Consider the following 24,111-nt stretch of genomic DNA (forward strand, 5'->3'; position numbering starts at 1 on the left):
ATACATCGAGAGGTTTTTGGTTATTAAAATTTACCCGGATTATCCTCTTGAATATTCGTTCCAAACACCATCAATAAAAATTAAATCAATGTATTTGGCAGCAGAATCCATTACATAATCTGATGCAGTTTTTATATTTCCGACTGTTTTAACAGTTAATGCTGAACCAGCTGCTTCACCACCAAAAATTCTGATTGTATTTCCTTCAGCACCTCCTGTGATAGAAGCTAAATTTACAGCCACTGTACCTTTGTATACAAACTGATTTGATTTTTCATATACAATAGTATCTGTTTTGAACTCCATTTTTGTAGGAGAAATTTCCGGAGCAGTTGTTCTTGAAACTTCTTTCCATGTAGCACCCGCCTTTACAAGAGTAAGCGTGCCCCCAGATTTAAGATCAAAATCACTAGTTAAAAGAAGTTCTGCATTTTTCTTCACCTTAACATTTGAAGTAAGAGATACATTACCTCTGATAAATAGGTAATTTCCAATGTTACCTTTGATAGAAGTAATATCTGTTGTAAAGTCTACAACCGGTGTAATTCTATTATGATTTGCATTAACAATTCCATTTGCGAAATCAAAGAATGGAATATAGAAATTTTTGTCAAACAACGGTTCCGTATTAGACCAAACTGCCTGCAATTCATATTTCAATGGATTATCCGGATCTGTTTCAAGACCAATGTGATTTACTCCGATTCCCAAACGATAGTCAGCAAACGCATAAACATCTCTTAAGAATTTTTCGAAAGTAAGTAGGGATTTTTCCTGAGGCTTATATTCCAGGATCTTCACATTATCTTTAAATGTGATAAAAAAGAATTTAGATCCTTCTAACTGATTAAGCGGAACAAATTCAATATTATCATAATCTCTTGGACTTTTTACCAAACCAGTATAATCATTGTTTCCGCCGAAAACTTCACGGTCCCTTTCTTTATATTTTCTGATCCAGTAAGGAGACCATACAAATTGTAAATCCATATTTCTGATATCAATAGGAAGAGACTGAATTGCTGCTTCCACATAATCTAAAACATTGGATTCAGTAAGATCACCTAAATAGAATGCGCGGAATTTCTTCGTAATATCCCTTGCATCAAAAAGCTGTTTGAAAACACCATTATTTCTGATAAGATAAGTTACAGGCTTATCATATTTCTCCGGCTTTTCAGAATACACCCCTCTTACAAGCACATCAGCATCTTCTGATCTGGCCTTTTCAAGATACTTGATAATAAGAAACTCAATGAAACTCATTTTATAAGCCTGAGATCCTTCCTTATTAAACTGATACATCCAGTTAGTCTCCAAAGCCTGTAATGCCCAATAATCAAACTGAAGATCAATTTGTACTGGTTTTACTTCCATTACTTCCGGCTTGATGGTAACCCCGCCTTTTGCTACCCATACGGCTTTTCTCGGTTGAGTAACTTCATTAACAGAAATATGAGCTGAAACAAGCTTATCTGCAACGCCAAAAATGGTATTTTGTTTCCATAATTCCGGAAGAGTAAATTTCTTTTCAAATAGAGATTCAAATTTACTTGGGTACTCTGCAACAAAGCCTTTAATATCTTCGTTTAAGGTATTTAAAACAAGTTCATTATCAAAGCTTGTTTGTGGGGCTGACATTCCAGCAACCGCCCTAGTATTCCACGGACGATCCATTTTAAATAGATTCTCCTGAATTCCCATCAAAAAGCCTGAAATTGCCACAATTGGCCCTGATCCAAATGCCGCTTGTACTGTGCTAATTGTTTCTGTAACTGTTTCCGGAGATTCTACAAGCTTAGCAATTGTTTTTTTACTTTTCTGTAAATCAGTATTAAGATTCTCAATTATTGTAGACTGCTGAGCATTTTCAGCACTCTTATTCTCCAGTTGTTCCCTAACGGCTTGCAATTGAGTTTTTGCATTACCTACACCCGTTAACTCCAGATTCGCCTGCTCTATAAGCGTGGCGGCATCAGCTTCACCAAGCTGTGTTTTTAACTTAGCTCGCTCATCGTCTGAAAGCTGAACCTGATTATCCTTAGATTCTACCATTGCAAGCCCTAAAAGACCAGCTAACATTTTTTGAAATTTCATAATTATTTTGATTTTATTTTTCTGAGTTCTGATTTTGCGACAATCCAATTATAGGCATCGTTGATATCTCCAATACTATCAGCAAGATTGTATTTAATAGCTTCCTGAGCTGAGTAAGTAGCCCCCTTAAGCACATCAGCTTTAACACCGGGTCTTCTTTCCATTACAGATGCTTGAAATCTCTGAGCCAATGGTGAAAGTTTTTTAATGAATAGATCGTATTTACCATCTAAAGCATCAATAAAGTCCTGATTTTTTTCTAAAGACTCCGGAGGACGGATAATAATTAATTCATCTTTAGGCTTTTCAAACATTATCATCGCCCCAATAGAACCAACTTCAGCAGTAAGATCATTAGAAAGCATTAGGTGATCCCCCAACAAGCAGGCGGCCCAATAATGAGCAGAAAAAGCCTTATCTATTAAAACAATTTTAGGCTTCTGGAGCTTGGATGAAGCATCTATCAACAAAGGCATTGCATCAGCATTTCCACCATTTCCATCGATATGAAAAATAGTTCCCAAAGTATCCGGATCTCTATCTAATTTAATAGCTTCTGATGCATATTCCTGCGCACCAATGTTGCACATCCCAGAATATTTAGTCATCACACCGGTCATAGAGATATAACCGACCTTATTAATCTGTTTTACTTTCCCGGTAGAATCATCCATCACACTTTCACCTCCAATGAAAGTAGATAATTGAGGGCGTTCATCATTGATTTTTCCACCAGAAAGAATGGTTTTTACCATTACTTTCAGTTGTTCCGGATCTTCCATATTGAAGAGCCAAGTACCGCCAATAATTTCTGATAGTATTTTCATATCGCAAAACTAAAGGAGACAGGGAAAAGGTTGTGTTACATTAAAAATATGAGATTCCGTAATTTGTATTTATTTAGATATTTCTATCTTTAATGAAAATTAAAACATGAAATTCAGAAGTGATATATCCTTTCTTCGCGCCGTCTCTGTAATTGCTGTATTACTATATCACTTTAAATTTTCTTTTTTCAAAGGAGGTTTTATTGGCGTTGATATTTTCTTTGCTATTTCAGGTTATTTAATGAGTAGAATCATTTTGTCAGGATTTGACAAGGGAACATTCACTTACTGGGGCTACCTACAAAAACGTATCAATAGAATCTTACCTGCATTACTTGCTATGATTACGTTTTTTGTTCCGATTATCTATGTTTTTTTGCCAACACAGTTCATTAACTATCTACAATCATATTTTTCTAGTAGCTTATTTTTTTCAAATATTTTCTACTATCTCAATTCGGGATATTTTGACAACAATTCACAATTCAATTTTCTACTTCATACGTGGTCATTAAGTGTAGAATGGCAATTTTACCTAATATTTCCATTTATTCTACTTGCACTTAAAAATCTTTATTTAAAAAAAAGGAATGTATTTAATTTATTTTTCATTGGAATAATGGTGTTGTCATTTTCTTCTATGCTGTATCATAATCAATCTTATTCATTCTACATGTTTTATACACGAGCTTGGGAAATGATGTTTGGAGGCCTAGCATTTTTATACGCTGGAAGTGCAACAAGAATTTCGTTCCGAAATAAATATATTCTTGTTATAGCTTCATTATTGCTAATTTTATGGTCAATCTTCTTAATTAATAGTCATGAAGTATTGTGGCCGTCTCCATTAACTATTATACCGGTTATATCTACAGCAACAATATTATTTGTAAATGTTGATTTGGAAGTTTTTAAAAATAAAATCATTTTGTTTTTAGGTAATATCTCCTACTCTTTATACTTATGGCATTGGCCATTCTTCGTTTTAAGTGTATTTTTATCTTTAAATGAGTTATTTAGGCATAAACTGCTGTTCATTGGTCTTTCTTTTATTTTTGCGGCCTTATCATATTTCATAATTGAGAAGAAAAACTATACTAAAAAGACATTTACTATAGTTTTTTCTAGCATCATTTTGTTCACTATTTCATTTTCTTTTTCAAAAATTAAAGAAAATAACATATTTGATGATAAAACAGCTATTTTAGTTTCTACTACCAGCAACTACAAAACTAGTGATGAAGCCTATAATCAATATGGGTTTAATGAAAACTACTTTAAAAGCACCGATGATTTTAAAGATTACGATTTAAATAAATTAAAAATTGATCCAAATAAAAGATACATTATTCTACTTGGCGATAGTCACGCAGGAATGTTCTTTCAAACTTTAAAAAAAATTGTAAAAGATTCAAAACACGAATTATTATTAGTCGCTGCAGATGGTACTTTTCCAATGGTTGATGCAAATACTAACTTTCCAGGTCCAAAAGAGTTTTTTAATTATTTCTATAAAGACTGGCTTCCTGAAAATAAAAACAATATTGATTTAGTTGTGATATGTTCAAATTATAGTGCGTATAAGCAACCGGACCTGAATAAGAATATTGATTTTACTGAGAAATATTTTAATCAACAAAGAGTTAAAACTTTATATATTGGTCAAACTCCTAGGTACTATCTTGATTTCCCTACTGAATATTATATTAATCAAGAATATAATATACTATCTCACAATCAAATTTTTATTGATGAAAGTGTTAATTCATCTAATTCATACCTCAAAAAAAGATTAAAATCAAGATATGTTGAATTGCTTGATTTTCCAGTAAAAAAAGTGAATGAAAATGGTGAGCCATTTATTTATGACACTAATCATTTAACATATTATGGAACTGAGCAGTACAAACCTATTATTTACCAAGGAATAAGAAACAATCTTTAAATAAACATTCCCCATCTAATAAGCGGGGAATGTTTATTTAGAAAACGGTCTTGTAGTATTTTAGTTTACTTTCTCTTTCAATTAATCCTTTAGGAGTTCCTTTCTTTTTAAGGCTTCCAATATTGATAATTTTGGAAACAGAATAAACATCATCTTTATCTGCAAAATTATTAAGCCCCCTGCTATTCCAATACCATAATGCAGCAATAATTGAATCTGATTCATTTAATAGAAGATCTGGATTTTCAATATAATTAACATCCAAACCTTTACTTTTTGCATAATTTGTCAGTTGCAAGTAATTTGATCTTCCTGTAATTTGAAAAATTCCACGGCCTCGGTATTTCCAACCATCTCCAGGTGTAATATTTCCAAGATTCTCGCGGCCCCATGTTCCACCATATACGATGTTTGCAATAACCATTTGATTAGCCGGATGATTTACACTTCTTCCATAATCGTAGGCCTGTGTATTTGTTATTCTATCCTTTCCAAAGGTGGATAAAAGACCCTCTACAGAATAATTAAGGCTTTCAGTTTTTGGCTTTAAACCACTCTCATGGTCTGCTTGTGCAAAAAAGTGTGCTAATCTCAACGGTGTATTAATTCCGTTTTTGTTTAAATGCGTTTTGTATTTGTTTGATAACTCTAATGCTGTCATTTCTTTCTTTTTATCGATTATTAAACCAAATTAAACCAGCAACTCCCAAAACGGCAACTGATACTCCACCCACCTTTAATCCATTCCAGAATCTTTTTCTTTGATGAATTTCAGCTTCTTTTTTTACTATTTCCATTTGAGCCTGTAAATAAGAAATATCAATATTTAATTGTTTTTCCCTTTCTTCAGCAATAATTTTATCTTGCTTAGAGATTTCCACTACAGTTCCCAGGGCTTCATCTTTTGCGGTTAATAAACTCTTGCTAACAGTAAGCGCTTTATCTTGTTCATTAATTAGCTGATTAGCGCCATAAAGTGCTGATTCAGTTTTTTGAAGTCTAATTTTTAGATATTCGTTTTGCTTAAGTCCCTTGTATACTTCAGGGATTTGTTCCTCCGGAATATTCCTTGTATTTGTATTTTGAGATAAAATCAAATTGCTCGTTAACAGAAGCAGAATTAATGTGATCGCTTTCATTTTGTGTATTTTTAAGTTCACTAAAATTTTTATCATATTGGGTTCTCATATTAAGAATACTGTTATTTATATTCTTAAAATTATCATTCAGAATACCAATACCAGCTGTTTGGCGTTCTAATACAGTTTTAAAAGAATCTCTTTTATTATTAGCTGCATTTTCACGCAATTCGGATTGGTATTTTTCTAATCTCTGGTTTTCCTGGATCTTCCGGATCTCTGTTAATTCTCTATCGCTGCTTTCCTTAACTACGGTATAAGCGAAAGCTGATACCAATAGAACCACAAGGAAAGCGGATAAAAGGTCTTTATTGATCTTCATTTTCTTCGGATTTTTTAATATTAGGTTCATCGTCGTCTAATTTAATTCCAGCTCTCTTGGCTGCAGTATCGAATATTTTGAAATACCTCTTGTCTAACCAGTCCGTTAAGTATTGTCCAGCAAACGCTACCATAGGAAGCGATGGAGAACGCCACTGGCTCCAGTTGAAAGCCTTTAGCAATTCCGACGCCACATAAGTCAAGCAAAGATTTATAAGCAAAACCGCGACTACATAAGCTATACTTATTTTTTGTTTGTTTTTTATATAAACAAAAGAAATGTAAGCTCCCGATCCAATCAGTACCGAAAAGATTACTGCTAGAACCTCGCTGATATTGTAGTTTATATTTTCCATTCATTTCCTAAAGATTTAATTCGCGCTTAATGGAATATGGTCAGTTAGCAATTTTCCGTTTCTTGTAATTCTAAATCCATTGTCAACCTCAATTATATTAGAGAATTTTTCAACTGCTTCTCTCGGCCTTAGAATCTTTGTTCCGGTAGTTCTGCAATGGTCAATTATTTCCTGCAATTGCGTGAAAAAGTCTGATGGATTACTTCCGTTATTGCGGAAGTGAGTCATAATAACCACTAATTTATTTTCGCTGTGTGCCTGTGAAATGATTGATTTAATTTGTTCTTTAGTTAGAGTGTTTCCGGGAGGAGGCTGAATTAATCCAAAATTCAACCTATAGATACCCATATTGTAAAATGTATCAACTGAATTTAATCCATTACTGGCTGTATCTGCTCTAAAATGAAAGTTATATCCTAATAAATTTAATATGTCTAGAGTGTCTTGATTAAAGTTCCCGTACGGGGATGCATACATATCATTGATCAAACCAAAACTATCCAAGTAATCTTTACATTTTTTTATCTCCTGATATTGTTCATCATATGTAATGCCATTCATATTGGGTAAATGGCTTTCTGTGTGGTTTATTATATCAATTAAACCCAGGTTATAAAACCCGAGAATCCGTTCCATGGTGTTTGGATTGGCTTTCGCCACAGCACTAATACACGCAACGCCAAACGGCACCCCGTTTTTATGCATAAATGGGGCTAATCCCCCTAATGCTGCGCCGTTGATATCGTCATCTACAAAAGTAACCGCGCCGCCCTTAATATCATTATTTAATGACAGGTTTTTAGCTTTCGGAATATTTGGAAAATTGACTTTTTTGACAACATTGTAAAATGAAAAAATAGGTTGCCATCCGTCAGTTTGCCGTTTAGTAACCCAGCAAAATGATATCTTTTCGTAGGAACTAATATCTAACATTATAATAGTTTCCTTTGTTGCGTCTGTTGTTCCTTTTATTAAAATCGTTAATTCCCCGTTTTTCTTAATTCCTATTAGAGAGGCGTATATCTCTAACTGAGCCTCTGTACCCGTATAACTCTGCGCACAATAAAACATGTATTTCGCATTATTTGTCGGCACGTTCTGTAAGTTCCTATAGCTAGCTTCTGTACCCGCTGCAATCGTATTGTCTTTGTTGAGCAAACCGTTACCTGGTGAGGCTATATTAATATCTGATATTTTATTGTATTTTACTTCAGTCATGGATTTCTCCAACGCTTTCGAAAAATCAATAGGAGCTGCCAACTTTAATATTTCAGCATCCATATATTCTTTTACACTATTAACTCCTCTATTGCTAAAACTTGTAGTAAACGTGTTTAGTGTATTGTTTTTTGAGTTAATATATAAAGTTGCAACATCGGTTATATATATCGACTTATCGACAACGGATGACGTTGTATCACCTTTAAGCAAAACCTTATAGGACCCATTCTTTAATTTGGCTAATATAGTTGAATAGGTATCTACAGGTGCATTTGCATTCCACATTGGCCCTTTAAAGTTGAAAAACTTATACCCCACCGGCACAGGAATTTCAGACATTGAATGATTTGCGTTCGCTTGAACGGTACCATCGCTTAAAATAATCGAAGCCGCCCATGTTAGAGTAAGTGTCCCGGTATTTGCGCTGTCCCCAAAATTCTGCAATGCAACTGTAGTCCAATCATACCTATCAGCTGCTGCTTTCATTGTAGATGGATCATTGTCATTTGCTGGATCAAATACTTTTTTTGAATTAATCATTATTTCGACGTTAACAAGCCCCCATTTAGCTCCGTCATAAGAAATAATTCCAAGTTTATCAATATTGAATCCAGGGGATACATTATTGTAAACACCTGGACCCGCCCAATACCATTTTGCAGAGCCAGGTTGTACAGAAACCACATCTGTTGGTTTTAATACTCCAGCATGATCTGACTGTTTATTGATATGAAGCCATGTTCCATCTTTTTTATTAATATTAATTGAACCATCAGGCAGGATAAACATACCTTGTCTCCCCTGTAGATCTGAAATAGGAGGGAGAGTTATTGTAGTAATTGGCACTAAATATTCATTCATAATTATTAGTTTTTACCATTGATTTTTTATTGGAAATTTATTTATATTTTGCAAATAAGGAGAGAGAATATTTGCCCAATAAACTTTTTGCGGCTCATTTAGGTTGGTTCCATCTTTACGAGCGAATATGCCTTCAAAATCTATATCCGGATCTTCAAGTGCTGATTCATCTAAAATTATTGATCCATTGTAAAATAAAAGAGGAGTTTCATCAGCAAAGTTCTGTTCAAAGGTTATCTCCCATGATTTCTTATCATTATCATCATTGAATTCGCCTGTTAGATAAAGTGGATTTTCTTTACTTCCATAAATTCTGTGATAAACTTGATCATATGAATTCATTACCACTACGAATCCTTTATTGATATTATTTTTTATGAACTGATGAATTTCTATTTCATCACCAGGATAAGCACCACTCACTTTCTTTTTGAAGCCCCTTGATTCAGCATCTCCATCTGTTTTAATATTACGCTTTTGCGTTGAAGGTGTTAAGTATAGAATATGGAATCGTCTTCCAGGCTTTAAATGAATATCGCCAGTACATACAATTCCCTTATCAACAGTAGGTGGTAATGATATGATATCATCTGTATCTAATATATACAGTTCTCCTTTTTTAGGTGTTGGAAGCCCAGAAGATGAATTTTTTGGTTTACGAGCGTTGAGTCTAAATGAAGAAGTGGACATTCGTTTTTTTTTACAAAAGTCCAGGATTAAGCCCTCTTTTTACGTTACACCAAAAAAACCGTAATTAAGTTTATTATTATTTTGAAAAAGTGAAAGAACTCCGTTATTCGTATAACGATAGTATAGAATCCTCATTTGGTTTTCTGAGTACCCATACTCTAACAGATCATAGATTTTACAAAAATCATTGATGGCCTTTTTAATTTTATTTTTATAGTTATTCCCACGGCAATAGCCCTTGACAAAAAAACAGAAGTATGTACGGAAGTAGGAATCTAAGAACTTGTAGAAATAATCCAGATCTTCAAAACTAAGATCTATAGAAAATTCAGAGCTATTGTAGAAATTAAGAATTTCACTACCAACTATCAGCTTACTATTTTCATTCTTACAGTAGATAGTTAAACAATATTCTCTGACCATTTTTTTATTGGGTAAACGTGTGGTAATAAAATGACCTAAAACGCTTTTGGGCTCAATCAAAATTTGTTTATAATATCCACCATCCTTAATAATGCATACGCCGTCACATTCTTTTAATATAAAGGGTATAAGATAACCTGGAACTTCTATGGGCTTAAGGCGAATCATTAATCTAAACTACTGGATGTTATTTTTACAGAAAACCGATCTAAAGAACCTCCTACAGCCACCTGTAATGGAGTATTACTAAAGAAATCATTTTTATAAAGCACAATTTTTTTCTCTTCATTTCCTGAAATTGCAATAGCAACTACGGCTCTTATTTGAGTTATCTTCCGAATATCTTCTATTGCAGGTTTGCCAGGGATTGAAAAACTAATTGTATTGAGAATGTATGAGCCAGATTGAGAGAGCTTTGTTTCATACTCATAGAAAGCAGTTCCAGGTGTATAGTCAAAACTTTCTTTAGAATTGGTTTTAAATATGATTTCATCATTTTGAATACCATCATAAAGTTCTTCTTTATAAAATAAATACAACTTACTGATATACAACGGATCACTTTTCATATCTAGAATTTACTCAAAGATACGAAAAGTATCCTACGGTATAAAAAATATCATGAATAAAATCAAAAAAATTGAAATTTATTTGTAAGGTTGTAATTAAAACGTAATTTCCTGATAATCAATATATTTAATTCATTAAAATATTGTAATTTGATTATTTCAGCTTTGTAAGCATTTTGTAATACTCTTTTTTATTACATTTTTTTTGTAATTGTAATTTAATAATTACAAAAAAATAAAACATCTGTAATGCCTTACAAATCTGCATTTCCTATTATTAATTACAATATTACAAAATAAAACAATTTTTCGAGGGGTGCAAGGGGAGTATTTAAACCGTCGCCCTTTCTTCTTTTTGAAGAATGCCGGGACTGTAATTTCTAAATCCGGAGAATCGCATAAAAAAATCCTACCAAAAAATTAGTAGGATTTTGAATTCTGAATCATTACTTAAGAAAAGATCCAGTATAAAAGGCAAATTAATGCAGCTAACCATATCCACATAACAACTCCAATTATTCTCATTTGAAAGTCTTTATGCTTGAATAGCATACAATCGTTTAAAAATGTTTTAATTGCTTTCATAGAACTAAATTACTTTCATTTTAAAGGATGTGATTGCGGGTTTCCGTAACAATTTATAAAAAAAAGGACGTAAGTAATACGCCCTTTTTTAGTACGGAAGATCATCTTCTTCCGTCATAGCTTGCGAGATAGATTCTGAGCTGGCTTCTGTAGTTTTAGGTTTCTTATATTTTAAATTCCCAATGTAAGCCTGATTCTCGCCTTGGAATTCAGTTTTGTTTTGCACCTGGATGGAAGCATTGTTGTTATACTGATCTGCCTCACTTTTTACCCAGACGTTAATATCTACCATTAAATGCCGGCCTTTTTTTAAATCTACCCAGGCCGCTTTTGCTTTTCCTGTTTTCAAAGCTTCCTGAAGCTCTGTAAAATCTATTTGTCCATAAAAAGATAGTGGAGTATTGTCCATAATTTTATTATTTTTATTGTTGATTTAAATATGTTTTAAAAAATTTACTATACTTAAGAAAGCTCAAAGAAGGTTCTTCCTGCCAATTAAATATATATACCATGCCAGAACTTAATGTCATATCTAGTATTTTCATTTCGCGGTCTATAATGTCTTTGGCAAAATTAAAAGCGTCTTGTTGATTAAGCCCTTTTCTCATTCCATTCATAAAAATATTATAATAAATAGAATCACCTGGATAAGAAATTGGTCTTGTTGTGTGACAATTACGAAAGTAATCAAGCCCATTCTGTATAAGATTCGTTTCAGGTTTATAATCTAAAATTTTCAGGATTTGATTTAGCTCTTCCTGCCAATTTTTATTGGGACTTTCTCTTGATAATAAATACCAACTCTTTCCTGTTCGCCTTTTCATAGTTAGAATGGAAGTTTTTGTATCTCTTCCCACTTTTCTTTATAGTACTTCAACACAGGAACGAGCTTTTCCCAAATATCAATACTATTCAATAGTGATTTTGCAGTATCATGAATCAGGTCCTCACTTTCTATTTCCCCATATCTGGGCTTATCCAATTGAAGATCATCTACTATAATATAGGCCATAATTGGTTCATTAAATACTATAAAATCGCATGAAACAGCTATTAAATTGTTATCATCATCCCAATTATTTTCTACTATATGTTTCAAGCGGAGATTAGGTGTGATTTCTACATTCGCCTTACCTGAAGCCATATTAATTAATTCATCAAATTTATTTTTTTCAAGTATTCTTTTCTGTCTCTCTATTTTATGTTTAGGTTTCCGAAAATCCTTGATTATTTCTCCCTTTTCATTATAGTAGACTATTTCCCACGTTGGATGAGCTAAGGCTTTAATCCCATTATCGAAAAGAATTTCAAGATATCCGTTCTTTTCTTTATTTATTTTTCCTGATTTACCATCAGCTTCTACCTTCATTCCTTTTGATAGGAATGGAAGGTCATAATATTGTTTAATATATTCCATGTTTTTACTTAATAATTGAATGAATTAAATATTCTCTATGATATTCTATTCTACTTAAAAAATTGCAAATCATTTTGATAAAATCTAATAATTGTTTTGGTGCTGTACCATAGGTATGTTCTAAATCGAAGTAACCAAAAGTCATAAATCCTTCAGGGAATACAGATCCATGTTGAGTGAAAATAAGTTTATCACTCTCCCAGTCAGTTACCCCATATGCTGGAGGATCTCCATAATAAAATCGAACTTTATCCTTAAAAAGATCAAAATGAAAATCTCCGATTATCCCAAAATCATAATAAGGAAGCCCATTTTCTTCTTCATTATTATACCCCCAATACTCACATTTAGTGAAATCTCCTGTTAAATAACTGAATACTTCTAAGTGATCTATCTGATCAGGATGAAAGGCATTAAATACCGGAAGTTCTGTTTTTACTAATTCTTGTTCCACTATAATTCTTGTTTTAAAGTGCCATCCTAAGATGGCACGGGGTTATTCTGGTATTTGAAAAATATATTTAAAGTTTAAAGTTCTGCAGTCAGAATCATTAAATTGTTCTTCATTATTTTCAATAAGAAAAGCAATATTTTTAAAACCTGTTAGCGACTCAGCTGACATAGCCTTCTCTGTTCTTATTTCTGCTAAATGAACTCCATCTTTAGAAGGGTGAATTGTTGAATTGTAGCCCTCTATTTCATTAATTCTTCTTAGTTTTTGTGAAAATTTTTCGTGATTTTCCATTGTAATAATTTATTTGTTTGTTAAAGTATTTCAAAGTTTATGTTTACTTTCAAGCATTTCCAGCCAATTTTTTTAGCTTCATTCCAAGGGATTGTCTTTTCTAACCAACTTTCGATACAAATCTTTCTTTGTGACTTTATGGATTCGGGAATGATTGATCCACTTGGATGCTGTATCACATAATAATTTTTAAATGTATTTGTCATTGTTTTGGTTTTAGTTTTAGTTTGTTAAGTTACACCACCATTGTTCAAGTTCCGCCTGCCATCGTGGCTTACCTCCTCTAAGATCCAGTACACCGCATCCCCTATCACTAGTCCATTTCATACCGGCTGTAATAGTTTTCATTTTGTTTTTTGACAATGCTTTTAAATTTTTCATATTTTTATGTTTAAAGTTGTTTTTCATATTGTAAAAAGTTTTTGTTGATTAGAATAATTTGTTATAAGAATTTCAGTTTGCCTTTTCTTGATATTAGCACGTTCTTTTAAAAGAATAATATTAAGCCCTCTTTTCTTTGCTTCATGAATAATGAAAGGATTTTCAAACTCAGACATTGCTGAATTAATTCCGCAATTAACCATTATATCTAAGCAATCTATACTATCTTGTCTTGTCCAATTTGGAACTTTATAATAATTTTCAGTATCTAAATACACGGGATCTAAATAAACAAAGCATTTTTCTTTATCGTTTAAACCTTTTGTAAAACTTATTCGTGGTAAAACCTCCCTGAAGTCCCGGTTCATTATCTTAACATCTTGTAGCTTTAAAAATGTTTCATCCAGATTATTTAAAATAGACTGTTTTGCATTATCTAAGCCTAATCTCAAAGTATCTCCTTTGCCCAGGTATGAAAAATTTGATAAAAAAATAAATCTTATGGCTTTTTTAAGCGGATCAACCTCTATATTGTTTTTCCAGTATTTCATCATAGATTCTGATATCGGAACTTTCATAATTTCCTTTCGAAATTCTTCCAAGTAATTCTGAACAACCATATATAAATTGGTGACATCATCATCAAAATCATTTACAATTGAATATTTTGGCTTTGGTAAGTAAAAAAAGCTTCCACCTGCACCAAAAAATAATTCTATTCTCATTCTATGAGGCGGAAAGTATTCAATTAAGTTTTTGTACATCTTTCTTTTATTTCCAAGTCTTGTTAAAATCATTATAGTTTTGCATTTTTATATTTATTAATCCTCTACTGACCGCTTATTCAATTCCCACATTGTGAAAATACCTCACAACTCTCTTCGTCATCATATATTGATAGCTGAACAGCTGTTGTTCTACTATCATCCTTTATTTTCTTTTTGACCGATCCAGCCATTTTTCGAATTTCTGCCACAGTTCTATTCTCTCTGAATATTTTCAATGGTAACTTTGGAAGTTCTTTCCCTTTAAAAAACATTTCTATGAGTTTTTTTTTAGGAATATAGAATCCATATTTTTTTTCTAAGTATTCATCAAATTCAAATTTCCAAGGATCATCAATCATAATCTGCATGAGCTTTTCAAAGGATTTTTTATAACACGTAATACAATTCCCCTCCCAACCTTGTAACATTAACCTAAAGGGCATAATAGACCACCAAAAATTAACATGCTGTTTCGTGAAAGGTTTCCAGACAACCAATGGATAAAATAGATTTAAATCCTTTCTTTCTTTAGACATACGATCAAATTCATCAACTCTTATCCCAATGAAGGTATCATAAGCTTTATGTCCTAAACTTTTCATCAATGAATGTATAGGCCTTTCCTTTAATTCACGAGTAGAAACCCTATTTGATACATTGGCCAGTCCATATTTTTTAACCATCATTTCATATGGTGTATCGTTTCGCTTCTTCCAATCCTGGTTTCGGGTTGCTGTTTGGTATGTTACGATCCTATGTACAGTCCCACAATCAACTTCTTCAACACACATTCTAAAAATTGGAATACCTGATTTTTTATCTACTTTATTAAATTCAATTTCTTTCAATTGTTCAGGAGAAAAAGAATTTAAATAATCTTTTTTTTTTTCAAAAGATGTGAAAGTTTTAAATTTTCCAAATGCACGTACTTTAAATCTTATAACAGCTTCAACCCAAATTATTTCACACCCGAAATATTCAGCGCAATTTTTCACAAATTCAAGAGTTGCATCATTTTCACGTCCTGTATTGGCATATAATATTGTGAAGTCATATTCGTTACTTTTGTTTTCCAAAAGCCACCACAACATAAAACCCGAAGTTTCACCACCAGAAAATGAGATTAATCCCTTTTTTTTCATTATTACAGTATTACATTTTTACATTTATTAATCCTCTATTTCCGGCTGACCTCCTGTTCGCTTATGAATACATAATTATCTCGAGGAGGAGCCAAAATTTCAATTCTTCCAGCATACTCTTGTTCGTATCTTGCAAGCTCATTGTAATTCATAGGCATGTCAGTAAAAATTCTGAAAACCTGCTGGTCAGTCAATTGTCCGCCCTCATAAATAAAACCTGTTTTTCGTGCTCCCCTGTACGTTATCACAACCACATCACCCGTTCTAAGGAGTTTTATTCCGATAATATCTAAATTGATCAGCGTACAATTAAAACTCAGGTATCCAAACTGTTCCCGCAAATCAGATCTGAATGGCGCCCATTGTGCAAATTTTGTTTCCATAATGTTATTTAATAAGGGTAGTCACTATCACTATCTTTTATTTCATGATCCTCACCAGCTCCAAGTGGTCCATTGAGTTCAGCCAAGTATATATATTCAGTTGCAATTCCATTATAGCTTCGCATAATTCGACCATCTGAAGTAGTCAATTTATCTGCTGGATTCAATATGTATCCTTTTAATTCACAGAATTGCTTTAATTTGTTTTTAAATGATGTTGCAGAAATGTTTTTCACAGAAGCATTATAATCGACTAAATTCTTATGTGCTTCTTTTTTAATGACTTCACGGTTTAGATTTTCATCAATAAAGTAACTTTCGGCCCATTCTAAGAATACAGGCCCCATTTCAGAAATAAGATTTCTCTTTTTAATGTTTCCTTGTGGCGCTCCTATTTTCTCGTTTGTAGAAAGGTAGAACTGAAGACACTGCATCGCAAAATTGATAAACAGGTTCCACTGCTTGTCATCCCACTCTGTGAAGAACATGTTTTTAAAATCATCTTTCGGTTCTCGTTTGTCAAAACCATCTTTTGCGCCATGATACCAGTCTGAAAAAGCTACAAATAAAATCCTTTCAGTGGTGGACGAATCTAAACCTATAGGAGCATAGTTTGTTGTAATTCCAATTTTTGGCGACTGATAAAAAGGAATTAAATAAGCATTTTGATTTTTTGGATTCACATTCAAATCTCCCGTGATATCAGTGAATAGTTGACTAAATGGAAACTTCTTATCTGCATCATCAAATAAAATATAATCTGTCTGCTCAGTAACTCCATCATAAAGGAAATCACTTTCCAGCAATCCTTTCTTTCGAGCACCCATATATTTTGAATTCATAAAAAGCCTTATTGCTTTATTTGAAAGTAGTGATTTACCGGTTCTACCGTGAGACTCTGAATCATCAACCACTTCATTATCCATAACATACCCGCAAAGCGCCCTTGAAGGATCCTTATATCGGTGTAGGTTATACCCAAAATACCAGCATTTATTTAGATAGTGTAATTCTTGCTCATAAACTTGATCATCATCTAGCCCGGTTTCAGAACCTTCAGTTTTATACTTATCCAGAATGAAATTATTTTCGTTCAAATAATTTTCAATTTTGGATTGAGGAAGATTCTTAATTTCTTCTTTCCAAAAAACCCGGGAACCATTGATTAAATAGTTTTGAAAATCACAATCTTTTCTAAGTATTGTTAAATCCCAATTTCCATTTTCATCTTTTTTTGCCTTAAAGAAAGGAGCTTCAATTTTAATTTCACGAGTATTAAGTATATGACGATTTTGCTTTTTAATAATGGTATTTAAAATATCGTTTTCCATCACGTAACGGCTATAACCTTTCGTAATTTCTTCAATCCCCTCAGATGTAACTTTCCAGATGAAATTATCAAAAAAGAAATATTGACTATTTGCTGTATAATCTGTAAAATCAAAATCCTTAACCTCCAAATTCACAAGCTTTTTATCGGAAACAGCTTCCGAACCGATCAACATATTTAAGAGATCATCAGGATAAAGTGATAAACCTTTTTCTCGTTGTTTTTCGTCCAGAAAACTGTTGAAAAAATCTTTAATCTCCTGAGCAGAAACCTCCTTTAAAATGTGTTTATCCTGTTTTACAAAATAGTACCCTTCTTTTCTATTCTCATCCTTAATACGGTAGAATCCATTAAGTTTTAAAAAATTAAAAGCATTTTTATAATTAACTTTATAGTCGGTTGTATTTCTTGTTTTATTGTAACTACTTGTCCAAAATTTCCCTGGTCTCGCCAGCTCTAAAAACCTTTCAACCTTTCTTTTTAATTCTAGTTGAAGAGGATCATCAAAGCTGCTATTAGTTTTCATAAAATCGGTGAAATCTTTCAAGGCATTTCCACGGAAATCTTTTCTTTTTGTAATTTCTTCTGGAAGCCAGGCAGTCTTAACATCCATATGCTCAAGGGCAATCTTTTTTCCAGCTTCCACACCCGTAGGATCAAGGTCAGGAACATTAATAACCTCATGTGAATGTTTGAATAATAATCCTATTTCTGACTCAGTAATATCTGCTGTCTCCGAATTAAACCAAACTACAGCATCTGCTTTTCCGGTTGAAGCCATATTGATTGAATCACGATCTCCGGAACAAATGATCACTTTTTTTAATTTTGTGATTACTTCTTTTTCTGCTCCTGTAGCATGACCATGTTCATCAAGAATATCTTCTTTACTAACTGTCATATTTTTCAGGATATCTAAACCGAAAATATGTTGCTTCGGTTTTTTTCCTAAATAAGAAAACCTATATTTTTTATCCGCAGATTTTGGCTGATAAATCTTTAGCCATTCTCTGGAAGGATCTGCAGGTTCAACCTTTACATCTTTCTTAGGACCACGCAATGATAATTTAGGTAATCCACCACCCTCAGATATAATAAACGCTAAAATTGGATATGTTTCGGAACTAGTAACCGTAAAAACATCACAGAACTCTTTTTGTGTATTTTCAACTTTTTTAATCCAACTATAAGATTCTAAAGAAAAAAGCCTGTATTTTTTACAAATATCCGGTGTTACCAATGGTCCTAAAATCTCCAATTCATATTCAGAAAATTCTTTGGTAGTATAGGCAAATCCATCATCGTTTAATTCTACCCCTTCATATTCATTAAATGGACATTTAGTAATATTCTTTACTCTGCTTTTACTTTTATCAATTAGATTAAGTTCTTCACCCAACGCAAGAAGAGATTCAAAATAAGTCTTTCCGGTATAGTGGGAATAAATGTGGATCCCATGTTTTGATTGTGAAAAAAAATCACCTGAAGCACCCCAGTCTTTCACAAAATAAATACCATCTTTTTTCGAAACGTTAGCACTCTCTGTACCTTCCTTTCTTATTTTAAAATGCTTATTTAAATTAGCTTCTGGAAGAAATCTTTCAATTAAATCCCAGCCTCCATTTGTTGCTTCAAAAATCTGTTCCTGTTGTATTGGAAATGACATGCTATAATCTGTTATTAATGGTTATCACTCTGATTCCTGCTCAATCTCTTCCAATGCAATAAGGAAAAGACCTACGTAAATTATTTCTCCAAGAAATTGCATTCCTGCTTTCATTTCTTCAATAGATTTATCTTTAAAATCTGAAAATTGTAGATAGGGATTAGATTCTTTCCATTTTTTAAAATCTGCTCTCACATCTTCTTTCAAATTTTTTACTTTTTCTAAAAGGGAGGTTTCTTTCCCATCTGATATATAATAAGTCCTCGTTTCTTGCTTAATAAGTTCTATATTCATACTCAATGCATAGTTTATATTGTTAACAAAATTTGATAAACATATAGCAGTTCTATCTGCACTATTAGCTATAGTATTCAACATATTAGATAATTGAATACATCCTACCCCCTCATGAACTTTTTTTAATTTTCTCCGGTGTTTTTTGCTACTCATTATTATTCTGGTTTAGTTATTTCATACTTTCTTTTGATTTCATAAATCCGAACTATCGCGAAATCAAGCCCTTTTAAACCAAAGTCTTTGTTTTTTTCTCCTCTACTATACCATACAATACCAGTAGAGTTGCTTTCAATTTCCTGAGAAATAAAGCCAATCTGACTTGCAATATTTTCTTTAAAAGATTGTAGGTCTTTTTTATCTATAATAGTTCGGTCTATTTTACCTAGGAATTTTATAAGTTCTTTTTCAAGTGTATTTTTTGGTTGAGAATTACAATTCACATAAACTAAGTATTGATTCATTATTATCTAATTTTTGGGTTTGAAAAGCTCTTTTCCGCAATTGGAACAATGCCAGGTCATTCTTAAATCTTCTTCATTACCACATGAACATTTTTTCCATATATCATGGTTATGGTGCTTGAGAAGTTTATTAAACGATATGTTTCCATAGGTATTTTTAAAATCCGATATCGAAAATTCTATCTTTGGTTTATTTCGATATGATTCAACGAATTGCTTTATTTCTGGTTTCATAATGATCTTTTTTTAAGGAAAAACCCGACCAGCGTAACCAGCCGGGTAAAAACTAATAACCATGAAAACTCAAATTAAACATGAGTTGTAGAGAAGACCGGATTCGAACCGATACGAGAGGCGTTATCTTCCTTTAATCTCATGAGCACTGAACCAACAGTCTGCCAAGGCGTCTACCATTCCGCCACTTCTCTTAAAAAACCCGACCAGCGAAACCAGCCGGGTAAAAACTAATAACCATGAAAACTCAAATTAAACATGAGTGTAGAAAAGGAGGGATTCGAACCCCCGCCCCCTGAGGTCCATCCCCTTACACGTTTTTCAGATGGAATGGAATAGCCCAGCGCTCTGTTCCCCTAAGCTATCTTCTCCGATTAAAAGCACTTAAAGATCATCTACTCTGATTGAAGCTCTCACGATTATAACAGAAAACATTGCTTTTGATTCCATTTTAGAACTTCTTTCGAAAAAGTGCTTTATATTTTTTTATAAATTTTCATCAACTGCATTGAAAGCTTATCCTTTACCTTAACAGGAACCCTTATCAATCCTAAATCCTGGTAGTTTCTAAGAGTTCTGGAAAAGGCGAATAAATCCTTTTCATTATTTATTCCCTCAATCTTCATAATTGTATTATGAACATCTATTTTTAAAGGTATTTTTAACCAATTCATTTTCATAAAAACCCCGCCTAAACGGGGATAAGGTTAACAGTTAAACCAGGCCCAATTCAATCGCTACTCTGGCCAGTTCTTGTTTTGTATTTACATTCAAATTTTTGTAGAGTTTGGTTCTATAAGTTTCAAAGGAACCTAAAGGAATCTCCAACTCTTCAGCAATGACTGTATTTTTCATTGACGAAATCAATAGTTGAATGGTTTTAATATCAAAATTTGAAAGTCTATTACCATTATAATTAATAGGTTTACAAACCTTTCCAAAACCTATACATTCATTGGCAAGTGGACAATCAATCCCATCAGGTTGACATTCTCCATTCTTATAATCTGGGGAGAAATTCAATCCTCCAAACCTACATTTTGCCAACATTTTTTTTTGATCTTTATTAGAAAGACTCCAAGATTCAAGGATCATTCTAACATCAGTTTCATTTTTGATAATTTCATCCAAAAATTGGGTTTCAGAATCAGGTAAAGAATCATAGTTCATTACACTGCCTCCTTTAATTATCATTAATTCATTTTCTTTTTCATTAAAGAAAATCTCAAGGGAAGCGTCACACATTCCCGGATAAAGTCTAGTTGAAGCCATTTATTTAATCTAGTATTGATTTATTTTTCATTGCAACCTGTTTCAAAGCTGCAATGATAAGAGGATCTCCCTCCTTTCTCATTCTAACTGTTCTAATATTGCTTCGAGTTGCTGTAGGAACTATTTCAAGCACCTTACCTGTATAATGATGGGGTAAATAGTTATCTATCAATTCAAACGCACTCTTAATATTGGAATCAATTTTTTTTACTTGCTTCTTTTTCATTATTTTTGCGTTGCAATTTGTTGCACTGTGTTACTTAACGTCACAAAGATATGTATTATATCTTGCGATACAATACGTAACGCAAAATTTTTAATTAAAAATCCATAACTATATGACAATCAGTGAGAAAATTTATTATCACATGAGTATTAAAAACTTGCAGGTTAAAGAATTTGCTGAAATTTTGGATATTAAAAGAGTTAATTTATCAGCAATGCTGAATGGAAGAAACAGATTTACGCAGGATTTTTTTGAAGCAATAATTAAATACGCTCCTGAGATTGACCTAAATGCACTAATTGATGTAAATGTGGATGAGGATTTTTATAAAATAGAAAAGGGCGGTTCAAATGATTCAAACCGCCTTGAAGAACTTACTAAGTATCTAAGAGAAATCAAAAAAATAACATTAAATGCGAAGATTTGACACAAATCCGGCACAATCAAAACCTAACACATTGATAAACAACAATTATTATAATCCTGTCGAGGTCACTTAAGGAGACAACTATTTGATAGTTGTCTCTCTTTTTTTACACATAAAATACTCTATATCAAACTTTTACAGCCTGATATTTTATGGTTTGAATTTTTTGATATGAAATCCCTAGTCCATCTGAAACAGACAGTCTAAAAGTGCTCTATCAGAGATTTCATCGGTATTGAAACATAGTTTGAAATCCCATTAAGGTTCTAATATTTTTTTCTCTTTCGGTTTATCATAATTTTTTGATACTAAATATAGTAATTCCAATATAATTTTAGCTTCCTTCTCATTTACCTGAATTCCATTCTTAGCAAGAAGAATAATTGCTTGCTCAACTGAAACATTTTTATCAATGAAATTCATTTTTCTTATTAGTTTTTCGGTTACTTTTCTTTAATAATATTTTTGAGAATGCTTGATTCAAGCCCAAAGAGAGATCTCCTGTTTTATAATCAATATCAACTGGTGGAATAAGACTCACAAGACATCTTTTGTCTGAGGTATCAAACTCAGAAAATTTTCGAAAAACTTCGACTAATTCTTTATCTTTTATTTGATCCTTTTTATCAATAGCTTTTAATTTAAGAAAAATATCACGCGCTTCCTTCTTAAGATGCCTAATGTTAACTTGATTCTCTTTTTTTAATTCATTGTAGTCATCAATTTTTAATACTCCTGCTAAAAACAACTTTCTGCCTTGAGAAAGAACTTGTCCCTCTTCTTTTATTTTTCTCTCAATTAAATTTTGATTGTGCAAATAACTTGCTTTCAGTGTCTTTATATTCTGGTCTTGTAAAATACATTTAAATAAGTCAATTGTATTATTTGATAGTATTAATTGCTGAAGCTTATTTTGATAACAATCATTCAGAAAAACTGCGTTTATCCTTGTCCTACAGCGATCATGACAATGATAATATGGGTATTTTTTTGAACTTCCTTGTGCAATACTTCCAGTGAGTTTTCGATCACAAACAGGACAAATCAAAAAACCTCTAAGAAAAAACATTGCTTTTAAATCATCCCTTTTAGCTGTAGTTTTTCTTTTTGTATTAATGACAGACTGAACCTGATAAAATAACGATTCAGATATTAAGGGTTCATGCAAACCTTTTATCATTTGTTCTTCATTAGATTTAAGTTTGACTGATATAAGCCCACAATAAACTGGATTCCGTAAAATTCTGAAAAAGTGTGACCGTGAGCATATCAATCCTTTCTCATTAGCCATTCTCATGATTTCAGAAATCTTATGATCGTTCTGGGCAACTTGATGAAAAGACCACTTTATAATATCCGCTTCAGGTTCTTTAGGAGCAATAGTTTTTTTACCATCCATTAATGTCAAATTAATAAATCCGATAGGTGCTTTATTAGGATACCTACCCATCAACTTCGCTCTACGAATGCCATTTGCAGTATTTTGAGCCCTCCGAGTATTTTCTGCTTCTGGAACAGCTAAATATACAGCCAACATAACTGTGCTTTCCGGCACAGAGAAATCAATTGGTTGATCAATAGCCATTGCTATCGTTTTATATTTTCTAAGCTTTCCAATCATTTCATATGCATATTCAACATTACGACTAAATCGGTCCCATTTGATAAATAATATGTTCTTTTCTTCTGCCGATGATTTCTTTTTAATTTCTAAAAATAATTCTTTCCACTCTGGTCGGTTGAAATTTTTGGCAGAGTAGTCTTCCCGATAAATTCCTTTGACTTCTATATTGTTATATTTACAATACTTCAATAATCTATCCTCCTGCTCTGGTAGAGAGTAACCTTTTCTTTTTTGTTCGTCTGTACTTACGCGGACATATAAATAGGCTGACTTCATATAATTAATGTATTTATTTGATTTACAAATTAATATTTTTAAGTATATGAAATGATAAACAAAAAGCAGTTTATGCTGTATCAAATTAAAACGGGAAATTCAGTAGAAAACTTTGATAGTAACAGCAGTAATTAATGACATTATCACATTAATATGAAACCCACATATCACATATCAGAAGTATTTTTAAAGAACTGCAAAATTTTGACTACAATCCTATCAGCCAGGATATCGCAGTACAATGGAAATATTACAGCAATAATCAATTAATTGCATAAGATCTACTTTTATATTTCATCTTTAATTCACGGGTAGATTAATCATTGGCAGAATTATAGAAACAACTTTAACACACTTATAATTAATACATTAAACTTAAAAAAAAAGAATGATTCGGATGTTAGTAGAGATCACCACTAAGTAGCCTTT

General features: G+C 32.3%; 30 protein-coding genes and 2 tRNA genes. 2 read left to right on the forward strand and 30 right to left on the reverse strand.

Going from position 1 to position 24,111, the window contains the following annotated elements; genetic code table 11:
• Positions 1 to 39 precede the first annotated feature (39 nt).
• Complete coding sequence (locus C1638_RS03175; protein ID WP_123838313.1) at positions 40 to 2,097, reverse strand: hypothetical protein; 2,058 nt, start codon at positions 2,095 to 2,097, stop codon at positions 40 to 42.
• A 2-nt stretch (positions 2,098 to 2,099) separates the two neighbouring features.
• Positions 2,100 to 2,924: a Clp protease/crotonase-like domain-containing protein gene (locus C1638_RS03180; protein ID WP_109618106.1), complete on the reverse strand. Its 825-nt coding sequence runs from the start codon at positions 2,922 to 2,924 to the stop codon at positions 2,100 to 2,102.
• 106 nt (positions 2,925 to 3,030) lie between these two features.
• On the opposite strand from C1638_RS03180, the gene C1638_RS03185 reads away from it, so the two are divergent.
• Positions 3,031 to 4,869 carry an acyltransferase family protein gene (locus C1638_RS03185; protein WP_109618109.1) on the forward strand — a complete coding sequence of 613 codons (1,839 nt, stop codon included), beginning with the start codon at positions 3,031 to 3,033 and terminating at the stop codon, positions 4,867 to 4,869.
• Between the two features lie 37 nt (positions 4,870 to 4,906).
• Here the strand turns inward: C1638_RS03185 and C1638_RS03190 are convergent, their stop codons facing one another.
• The 26 genes from C1638_RS03190 to C1638_RS03305 form a co-directional block, all read right to left on the reverse strand.
• Positions 4,907 to 5,530, reverse strand: coding sequence for a glycoside hydrolase family 19 protein (locus C1638_RS03190; protein WP_109618111.1), 624 nt, complete (start codon positions 5,528 to 5,530; stop codon positions 4,907 to 4,909).
• Positions 5,531 to 5,540: 10 nt separating this feature from the next.
• Entirely contained in the window at positions 5,541 to 6,008 is a 468-nt protein-coding gene (locus C1638_RS03195; protein ID WP_165826490.1) for a hypothetical protein, read from the reverse strand.
• Positions 5,911 to 6,360 (reverse strand): hypothetical protein, encoded by a 450-nt coding sequence (locus C1638_RS03200; RefSeq protein WP_123838314.1) that lies wholly within the window; start codon positions 6,358 to 6,360, stop codon positions 5,911 to 5,913. Before C1638_RS03200 ends, C1638_RS03195 begins: the two co-directional genes overlap by 98 nt.
• Complete coding sequence (locus C1638_RS03205; protein ID WP_109618116.1) at positions 6,317 to 6,685, reverse strand: hypothetical protein; 369 nt, start codon at positions 6,683 to 6,685, stop codon at positions 6,317 to 6,319. The genes C1638_RS03200 and C1638_RS03205 overlap by 44 nt, the downstream gene beginning before the upstream one ends.
• 15 nt (positions 6,686 to 6,700) lie before the next feature.
• A complete protein-coding gene (locus C1638_RS03210; protein WP_109618118.1) occupies positions 6,701 to 8,767 on the reverse strand; it encodes a polysaccharide deacetylase family protein in 2,067 nt (688 codons plus the stop codon).
• A gap of 12 nt (positions 8,768 to 8,779) precedes the next feature.
• Positions 8,780 to 9,457: a hypothetical protein gene (locus C1638_RS03215; protein WP_109618120.1), complete on the reverse strand. Its 678-nt coding sequence runs from the start codon at positions 9,455 to 9,457 to the stop codon at positions 8,780 to 8,782.
• A gap of 39 nt (positions 9,458 to 9,496) precedes the next feature.
• A complete protein-coding gene (locus tag C1638_RS03220) occupies positions 9,497 to 10,048 on the reverse strand; it encodes a hypothetical protein (RefSeq protein ID WP_109618122.1) in 552 nt (183 codons plus the stop codon).
• On the reverse strand, positions 10,048 to 10,449 hold the full coding sequence (locus tag C1638_RS03225; RefSeq protein WP_109618124.1) for a hypothetical protein: 402 nt from the start codon (positions 10,447 to 10,449) through the stop codon (positions 10,048 to 10,050). The genes C1638_RS03220 and C1638_RS03225 overlap by 1 nt, the downstream gene beginning before the upstream one ends.
• A gap of 673 nt (positions 10,450 to 11,122) precedes the next feature.
• Entirely contained in the window at positions 11,123 to 11,443 is a 321-nt protein-coding gene (locus tag C1638_RS03230; RefSeq protein WP_109618126.1) for a hypothetical protein, read from the reverse strand.
• Between the two features lie 13 nt (positions 11,444 to 11,456).
• The gene (locus C1638_RS03235; protein WP_109618128.1) at positions 11,457 to 11,858 is read right to left on the reverse strand and encodes a hypothetical protein; all 402 of its coding nucleotides are present in this window, start codon (positions 11,856 to 11,858) and stop codon (positions 11,457 to 11,459) included.
• A 2-nt stretch (positions 11,859 to 11,860) separates the two neighbouring features.
• A complete protein-coding gene (locus C1638_RS03240) occupies positions 11,861 to 12,451 on the reverse strand; it encodes a hypothetical protein (protein WP_109618129.1) in 591 nt (196 codons plus the stop codon).
• Positions 12,452 to 12,455: 4 nt separating this feature from the next.
• A complete protein-coding gene (locus C1638_RS03245; protein WP_109618132.1) occupies positions 12,456 to 12,905 on the reverse strand; it encodes a hypothetical protein in 450 nt (149 codons plus the stop codon).
• Between the two features lie 42 nt (positions 12,906 to 12,947).
• Positions 12,948 to 13,196, reverse strand: a complete 249-nt coding sequence (locus C1638_RS03250; RefSeq protein WP_109618134.1) for a hypothetical protein — start codon at positions 13,194 to 13,196, stop codon at positions 12,948 to 12,950.
• Between the two features lie 222 nt (positions 13,197 to 13,418).
• Positions 13,419 to 13,604: a hypothetical protein gene (locus tag C1638_RS03255; protein ID WP_109618136.1), complete on the reverse strand. Its 186-nt coding sequence runs from the start codon at positions 13,602 to 13,604 to the stop codon at positions 13,419 to 13,421.
• Positions 13,601 to 14,374 (reverse strand): DNA adenine methylase, encoded by a 774-nt coding sequence (locus C1638_RS03260; protein ID WP_109618138.1) that lies wholly within the window; start codon positions 14,372 to 14,374, stop codon positions 13,601 to 13,603. Before C1638_RS03260 ends, C1638_RS03255 begins: the two co-directional genes overlap by 4 nt.
• A 47-nt stretch (positions 14,375 to 14,421) precedes the next feature.
• Positions 14,422 to 15,486: a hypothetical protein gene (locus C1638_RS03265; protein WP_109618139.1), complete on the reverse strand. Its 1,065-nt coding sequence runs from the start codon at positions 15,484 to 15,486 to the stop codon at positions 14,422 to 14,424.
• A 35-nt stretch (positions 15,487 to 15,521) separates the two neighbouring features.
• Positions 15,522 to 15,869: a hypothetical protein gene (locus C1638_RS03270; protein ID WP_109618141.1), complete on the reverse strand. Its 348-nt coding sequence runs from the start codon at positions 15,867 to 15,869 to the stop codon at positions 15,522 to 15,524.
• Positions 15,870 to 15,877: 8 nt separating this feature from the next.
• On the reverse strand, positions 15,878 to 18,865 hold the full coding sequence (locus tag C1638_RS03275; protein WP_109618143.1) for a hypothetical protein: 2,988 nt from the start codon (positions 18,863 to 18,865) through the stop codon (positions 15,878 to 15,880).
• Positions 18,866 to 18,889: 24 nt separating this feature from the next.
• Entirely contained in the window at positions 18,890 to 19,315 is a 426-nt protein-coding gene (locus C1638_RS22155) for a hypothetical protein (RefSeq protein ID WP_123838315.1), read from the reverse strand.
• A 2-nt stretch (positions 19,316 to 19,317) separates the two neighbouring features.
• Positions 19,318 to 19,623 carry a hypothetical protein gene (locus C1638_RS03285; protein ID WP_109618147.1) on the reverse strand — a complete coding sequence of 102 codons (306 nt, stop codon included), beginning with the start codon at positions 19,621 to 19,623 and terminating at the stop codon, positions 19,318 to 19,320.
• A gap of 6 nt (positions 19,624 to 19,629) precedes the next feature.
• A complete protein-coding gene (locus C1638_RS03290; RefSeq protein WP_109618148.1) occupies positions 19,630 to 19,857 on the reverse strand; it encodes a hypothetical protein in 228 nt (75 codons plus the stop codon).
• 88 nt (positions 19,858 to 19,945) lie between these two features.
• A tRNA-Asn gene (locus C1638_RS22230) sits at positions 19,946 to 20,051 on the reverse strand.
• A gap of 71 nt (positions 20,052 to 20,122) precedes the next feature.
• Positions 20,123 to 20,229, reverse strand: a tRNA-OTHER gene (locus C1638_RS22235).
• A gap of 104 nt (positions 20,230 to 20,333) precedes the next feature.
• On the reverse strand, positions 20,334 to 20,531 hold the full coding sequence (locus C1638_RS03295; RefSeq protein ID WP_109618151.1) for a hypothetical protein: 198 nt from the start codon (positions 20,529 to 20,531) through the stop codon (positions 20,334 to 20,336).
• 40 nt (positions 20,532 to 20,571) lie between these two features.
• Positions 20,572 to 21,129 (reverse strand): helix-turn-helix transcriptional regulator, encoded by a 558-nt coding sequence (locus tag C1638_RS03300; RefSeq protein WP_109618153.1) that lies wholly within the window; start codon positions 21,127 to 21,129, stop codon positions 20,572 to 20,574.
• Between the two features lie 4 nt (positions 21,130 to 21,133).
• Positions 21,134 to 21,355 (reverse strand): hypothetical protein, encoded by a 222-nt coding sequence (locus C1638_RS03305; RefSeq protein WP_109618155.1) that lies wholly within the window; start codon positions 21,353 to 21,355, stop codon positions 21,134 to 21,136.
• 142 nt (positions 21,356 to 21,497) lie between these two features.
• Here C1638_RS03305 and C1638_RS03310 point away from each other — a divergent pair, with 142 nt between their 5' ends.
• Complete coding sequence (locus C1638_RS03310) at positions 21,498 to 21,782, forward strand: hypothetical protein (protein WP_123838316.1); 285 nt, start codon at positions 21,498 to 21,500, stop codon at positions 21,780 to 21,782.
• A 258-nt stretch (positions 21,783 to 22,040) separates the two neighbouring features.
• Here C1638_RS03310 and C1638_RS03315 read toward each other — a convergent pair whose 3' ends face one another.
• Positions 22,041 to 22,205: a PTS sugar transporter subunit IIBC gene (locus tag C1638_RS03315; RefSeq protein ID WP_076350970.1), complete on the reverse strand. Its 165-nt coding sequence runs from the start codon at positions 22,203 to 22,205 to the stop codon at positions 22,041 to 22,043.
• Positions 22,192 to 23,682, reverse strand: coding sequence for a recombinase family protein (locus C1638_RS03320; RefSeq protein WP_109618158.1), 1,491 nt, complete (start codon positions 23,680 to 23,682; stop codon positions 22,192 to 22,194). Before C1638_RS03320 ends, C1638_RS03315 begins: the two co-directional genes overlap by 14 nt.
• Positions 23,683 to 24,111 lie beyond the last annotated feature (429 nt).

It is taken from the genome of Chryseobacterium oncorhynchi (genome assembly GCF_002899895.1).
Classification (GTDB): domain Bacteria; phylum Bacteroidota; class Bacteroidia; order Flavobacteriales; family Weeksellaceae; genus Chryseobacterium; species Chryseobacterium oncorhynchi.

What these genes read in the sequence shown, in the direction of transcription:
- C1638_RS03315 (WP_076350970.1), bottom strand. Translation starts at nt 22,205, where the DNA reads ATGAATTTCATTGATAAAAATGTTTCAGTTGAGCAAGCAATTATTCTT.
- C1638_RS03320 (WP_109618158.1), bottom strand. Translation starts at nt 23,682, where the DNA reads ATGAAGTCAGCCTATTTATATGTCCGCGTAAGTACAGACGAACAAAAA.
- C1638_RS03260 (WP_109618138.1), bottom strand. Translation starts at nt 14,374, where the DNA reads ATGATTTTAACAAGACTTGGAAATAAAAGAAAGATGTACAAAAACTTA.
- C1638_RS03230 (WP_109618126.1), bottom strand. Translation starts at nt 11,443, where the DNA reads ATGGACAATACTCCACTATCTTTTTATGGACAAATAGATTTTACAGAG.
- C1638_RS03250 (WP_109618134.1), bottom strand. Translation starts at nt 13,196, where the DNA reads ATGGAAAATCACGAAAAATTTTCACAAAAACTAAGAAGAATTAATGAA.
- C1638_RS03205 (WP_109618116.1), bottom strand. Translation starts at nt 6,685, where the DNA reads ATGGAAAATATAAACTACAATATCAGCGAGGTTCTAGCAGTAATCTTT.
- C1638_RS03265 (WP_109618139.1), bottom strand. Translation starts at nt 15,486, where the DNA reads ATGAAAAAAAAGGGATTAATCTCATTTTCTGGTGGTGAAACTTCGGGT.
- C1638_RS03175 (WP_123838313.1), bottom strand. Translation starts at nt 2,097, where the DNA reads ATGAAATTTCAAAAAATGTTAGCTGGTCTTTTAGGGCTTGCAATGGTA.
- C1638_RS03255 (WP_109618136.1), bottom strand. Translation starts at nt 13,604, where the DNA reads ATGAAAAACAACTTTAAACATAAAAATATGAAAAATTTAAAAGCATTG.
- C1638_RS03295 (WP_109618151.1), bottom strand. Translation starts at nt 20,531, where the DNA reads ATGAATTGGTTAAAAATACCTTTAAAAATAGATGTTCATAATACAATT.
- C1638_RS03285 (WP_109618147.1), bottom strand. Translation starts at nt 19,623, where the DNA reads ATGAATCAATACTTAGTTTATGTGAATTGTAATTCTCAACCAAAAAAT.
- C1638_RS03290 (WP_109618148.1), bottom strand. Translation starts at nt 19,857, where the DNA reads ATGAAACCAGAAATAAAGCAATTCGTTGAATCATATCGAAATAAACCA.
- C1638_RS22155 (WP_123838315.1), bottom strand. Translation starts at nt 19,315, where the DNA reads ATGAGTAGCAAAAAACACCGGAGAAAATTAAAAAAAGTTCATGAGGGG.
- C1638_RS03180 (WP_109618106.1), bottom strand. Translation starts at nt 2,924, where the DNA reads ATGAAAATACTATCAGAAATTATTGGCGGTACTTGGCTCTTCAATATG.
- C1638_RS03220 (WP_109618122.1), bottom strand. Translation starts at nt 10,048, where the DNA reads ATGATTCGCCTTAAGCCCATAGAAGTTCCAGGTTATCTTATACCCTTT.
- C1638_RS03270 (WP_109618141.1), bottom strand. Translation starts at nt 15,869, where the DNA reads ATGGAAACAAAATTTGCACAATGGGCGCCATTCAGATCTGATTTGCGG.
- C1638_RS03185 (WP_109618109.1), top strand. Translation starts at nt 3,031, where the DNA reads ATGAAATTCAGAAGTGATATATCCTTTCTTCGCGCCGTCTCTGTAATT.
- C1638_RS03305 (WP_109618155.1), bottom strand. Translation starts at nt 21,355, where the DNA reads ATGAAAAAGAAGCAAGTAAAAAAAATTGATTCCAATATTAAGAGTGCG.
- C1638_RS03210 (WP_109618118.1), bottom strand. Translation starts at nt 8,767, where the DNA reads ATGAATGAATATTTAGTGCCAATTACTACAATAACTCTCCCTCCTATT.
- C1638_RS03275 (WP_109618143.1), bottom strand. Translation starts at nt 18,865, where the DNA reads ATGTCATTTCCAATACAACAGGAACAGATTTTTGAAGCAACAAATGGA.
- C1638_RS03195 (WP_165826490.1), bottom strand. Translation starts at nt 6,008, where the DNA reads ATGAAAGCGATCACATTAATTCTGCTTCTGTTAACGAGCAATTTGATT.
- C1638_RS03215 (WP_109618120.1), bottom strand. Translation starts at nt 9,457, where the DNA reads ATGTCCACTTCTTCATTTAGACTCAACGCTCGTAAACCAAAAAATTCA.
- C1638_RS03310 (WP_123838316.1), top strand. Translation starts at nt 21,498, where the DNA reads ATGAGTATTAAAAACTTGCAGGTTAAAGAATTTGCTGAAATTTTGGAT.
- C1638_RS03190 (WP_109618111.1), bottom strand. Translation starts at nt 5,530, where the DNA reads ATGACAGCATTAGAGTTATCAAACAAATACAAAACGCATTTAAACAAA.
- C1638_RS03200 (WP_123838314.1), bottom strand. Translation starts at nt 6,360, where the DNA reads ATGAACCTAATATTAAAAAATCCGAAGAAAATGAAGATCAATAAAGAC.
- C1638_RS03300 (WP_109618153.1), bottom strand. Translation starts at nt 21,129, where the DNA reads ATGGCTTCAACTAGACTTTATCCGGGAATGTGTGACGCTTCCCTTGAG.
- C1638_RS03240 (WP_109618129.1), bottom strand. Translation starts at nt 12,451, where the DNA reads ATGGAATATATTAAACAATATTATGACCTTCCATTCCTATCAAAAGGA.
- C1638_RS03235 (WP_109618128.1), bottom strand. Translation starts at nt 11,858, where the DNA reads ATGAAAAGGCGAACAGGAAAGAGTTGGTATTTATTATCAAGAGAAAGT.
- C1638_RS03225 (WP_109618124.1), bottom strand. Translation starts at nt 10,449, where the DNA reads ATGAAAAGTGATCCGTTGTATATCAGTAAGTTGTATTTATTTTATAAA.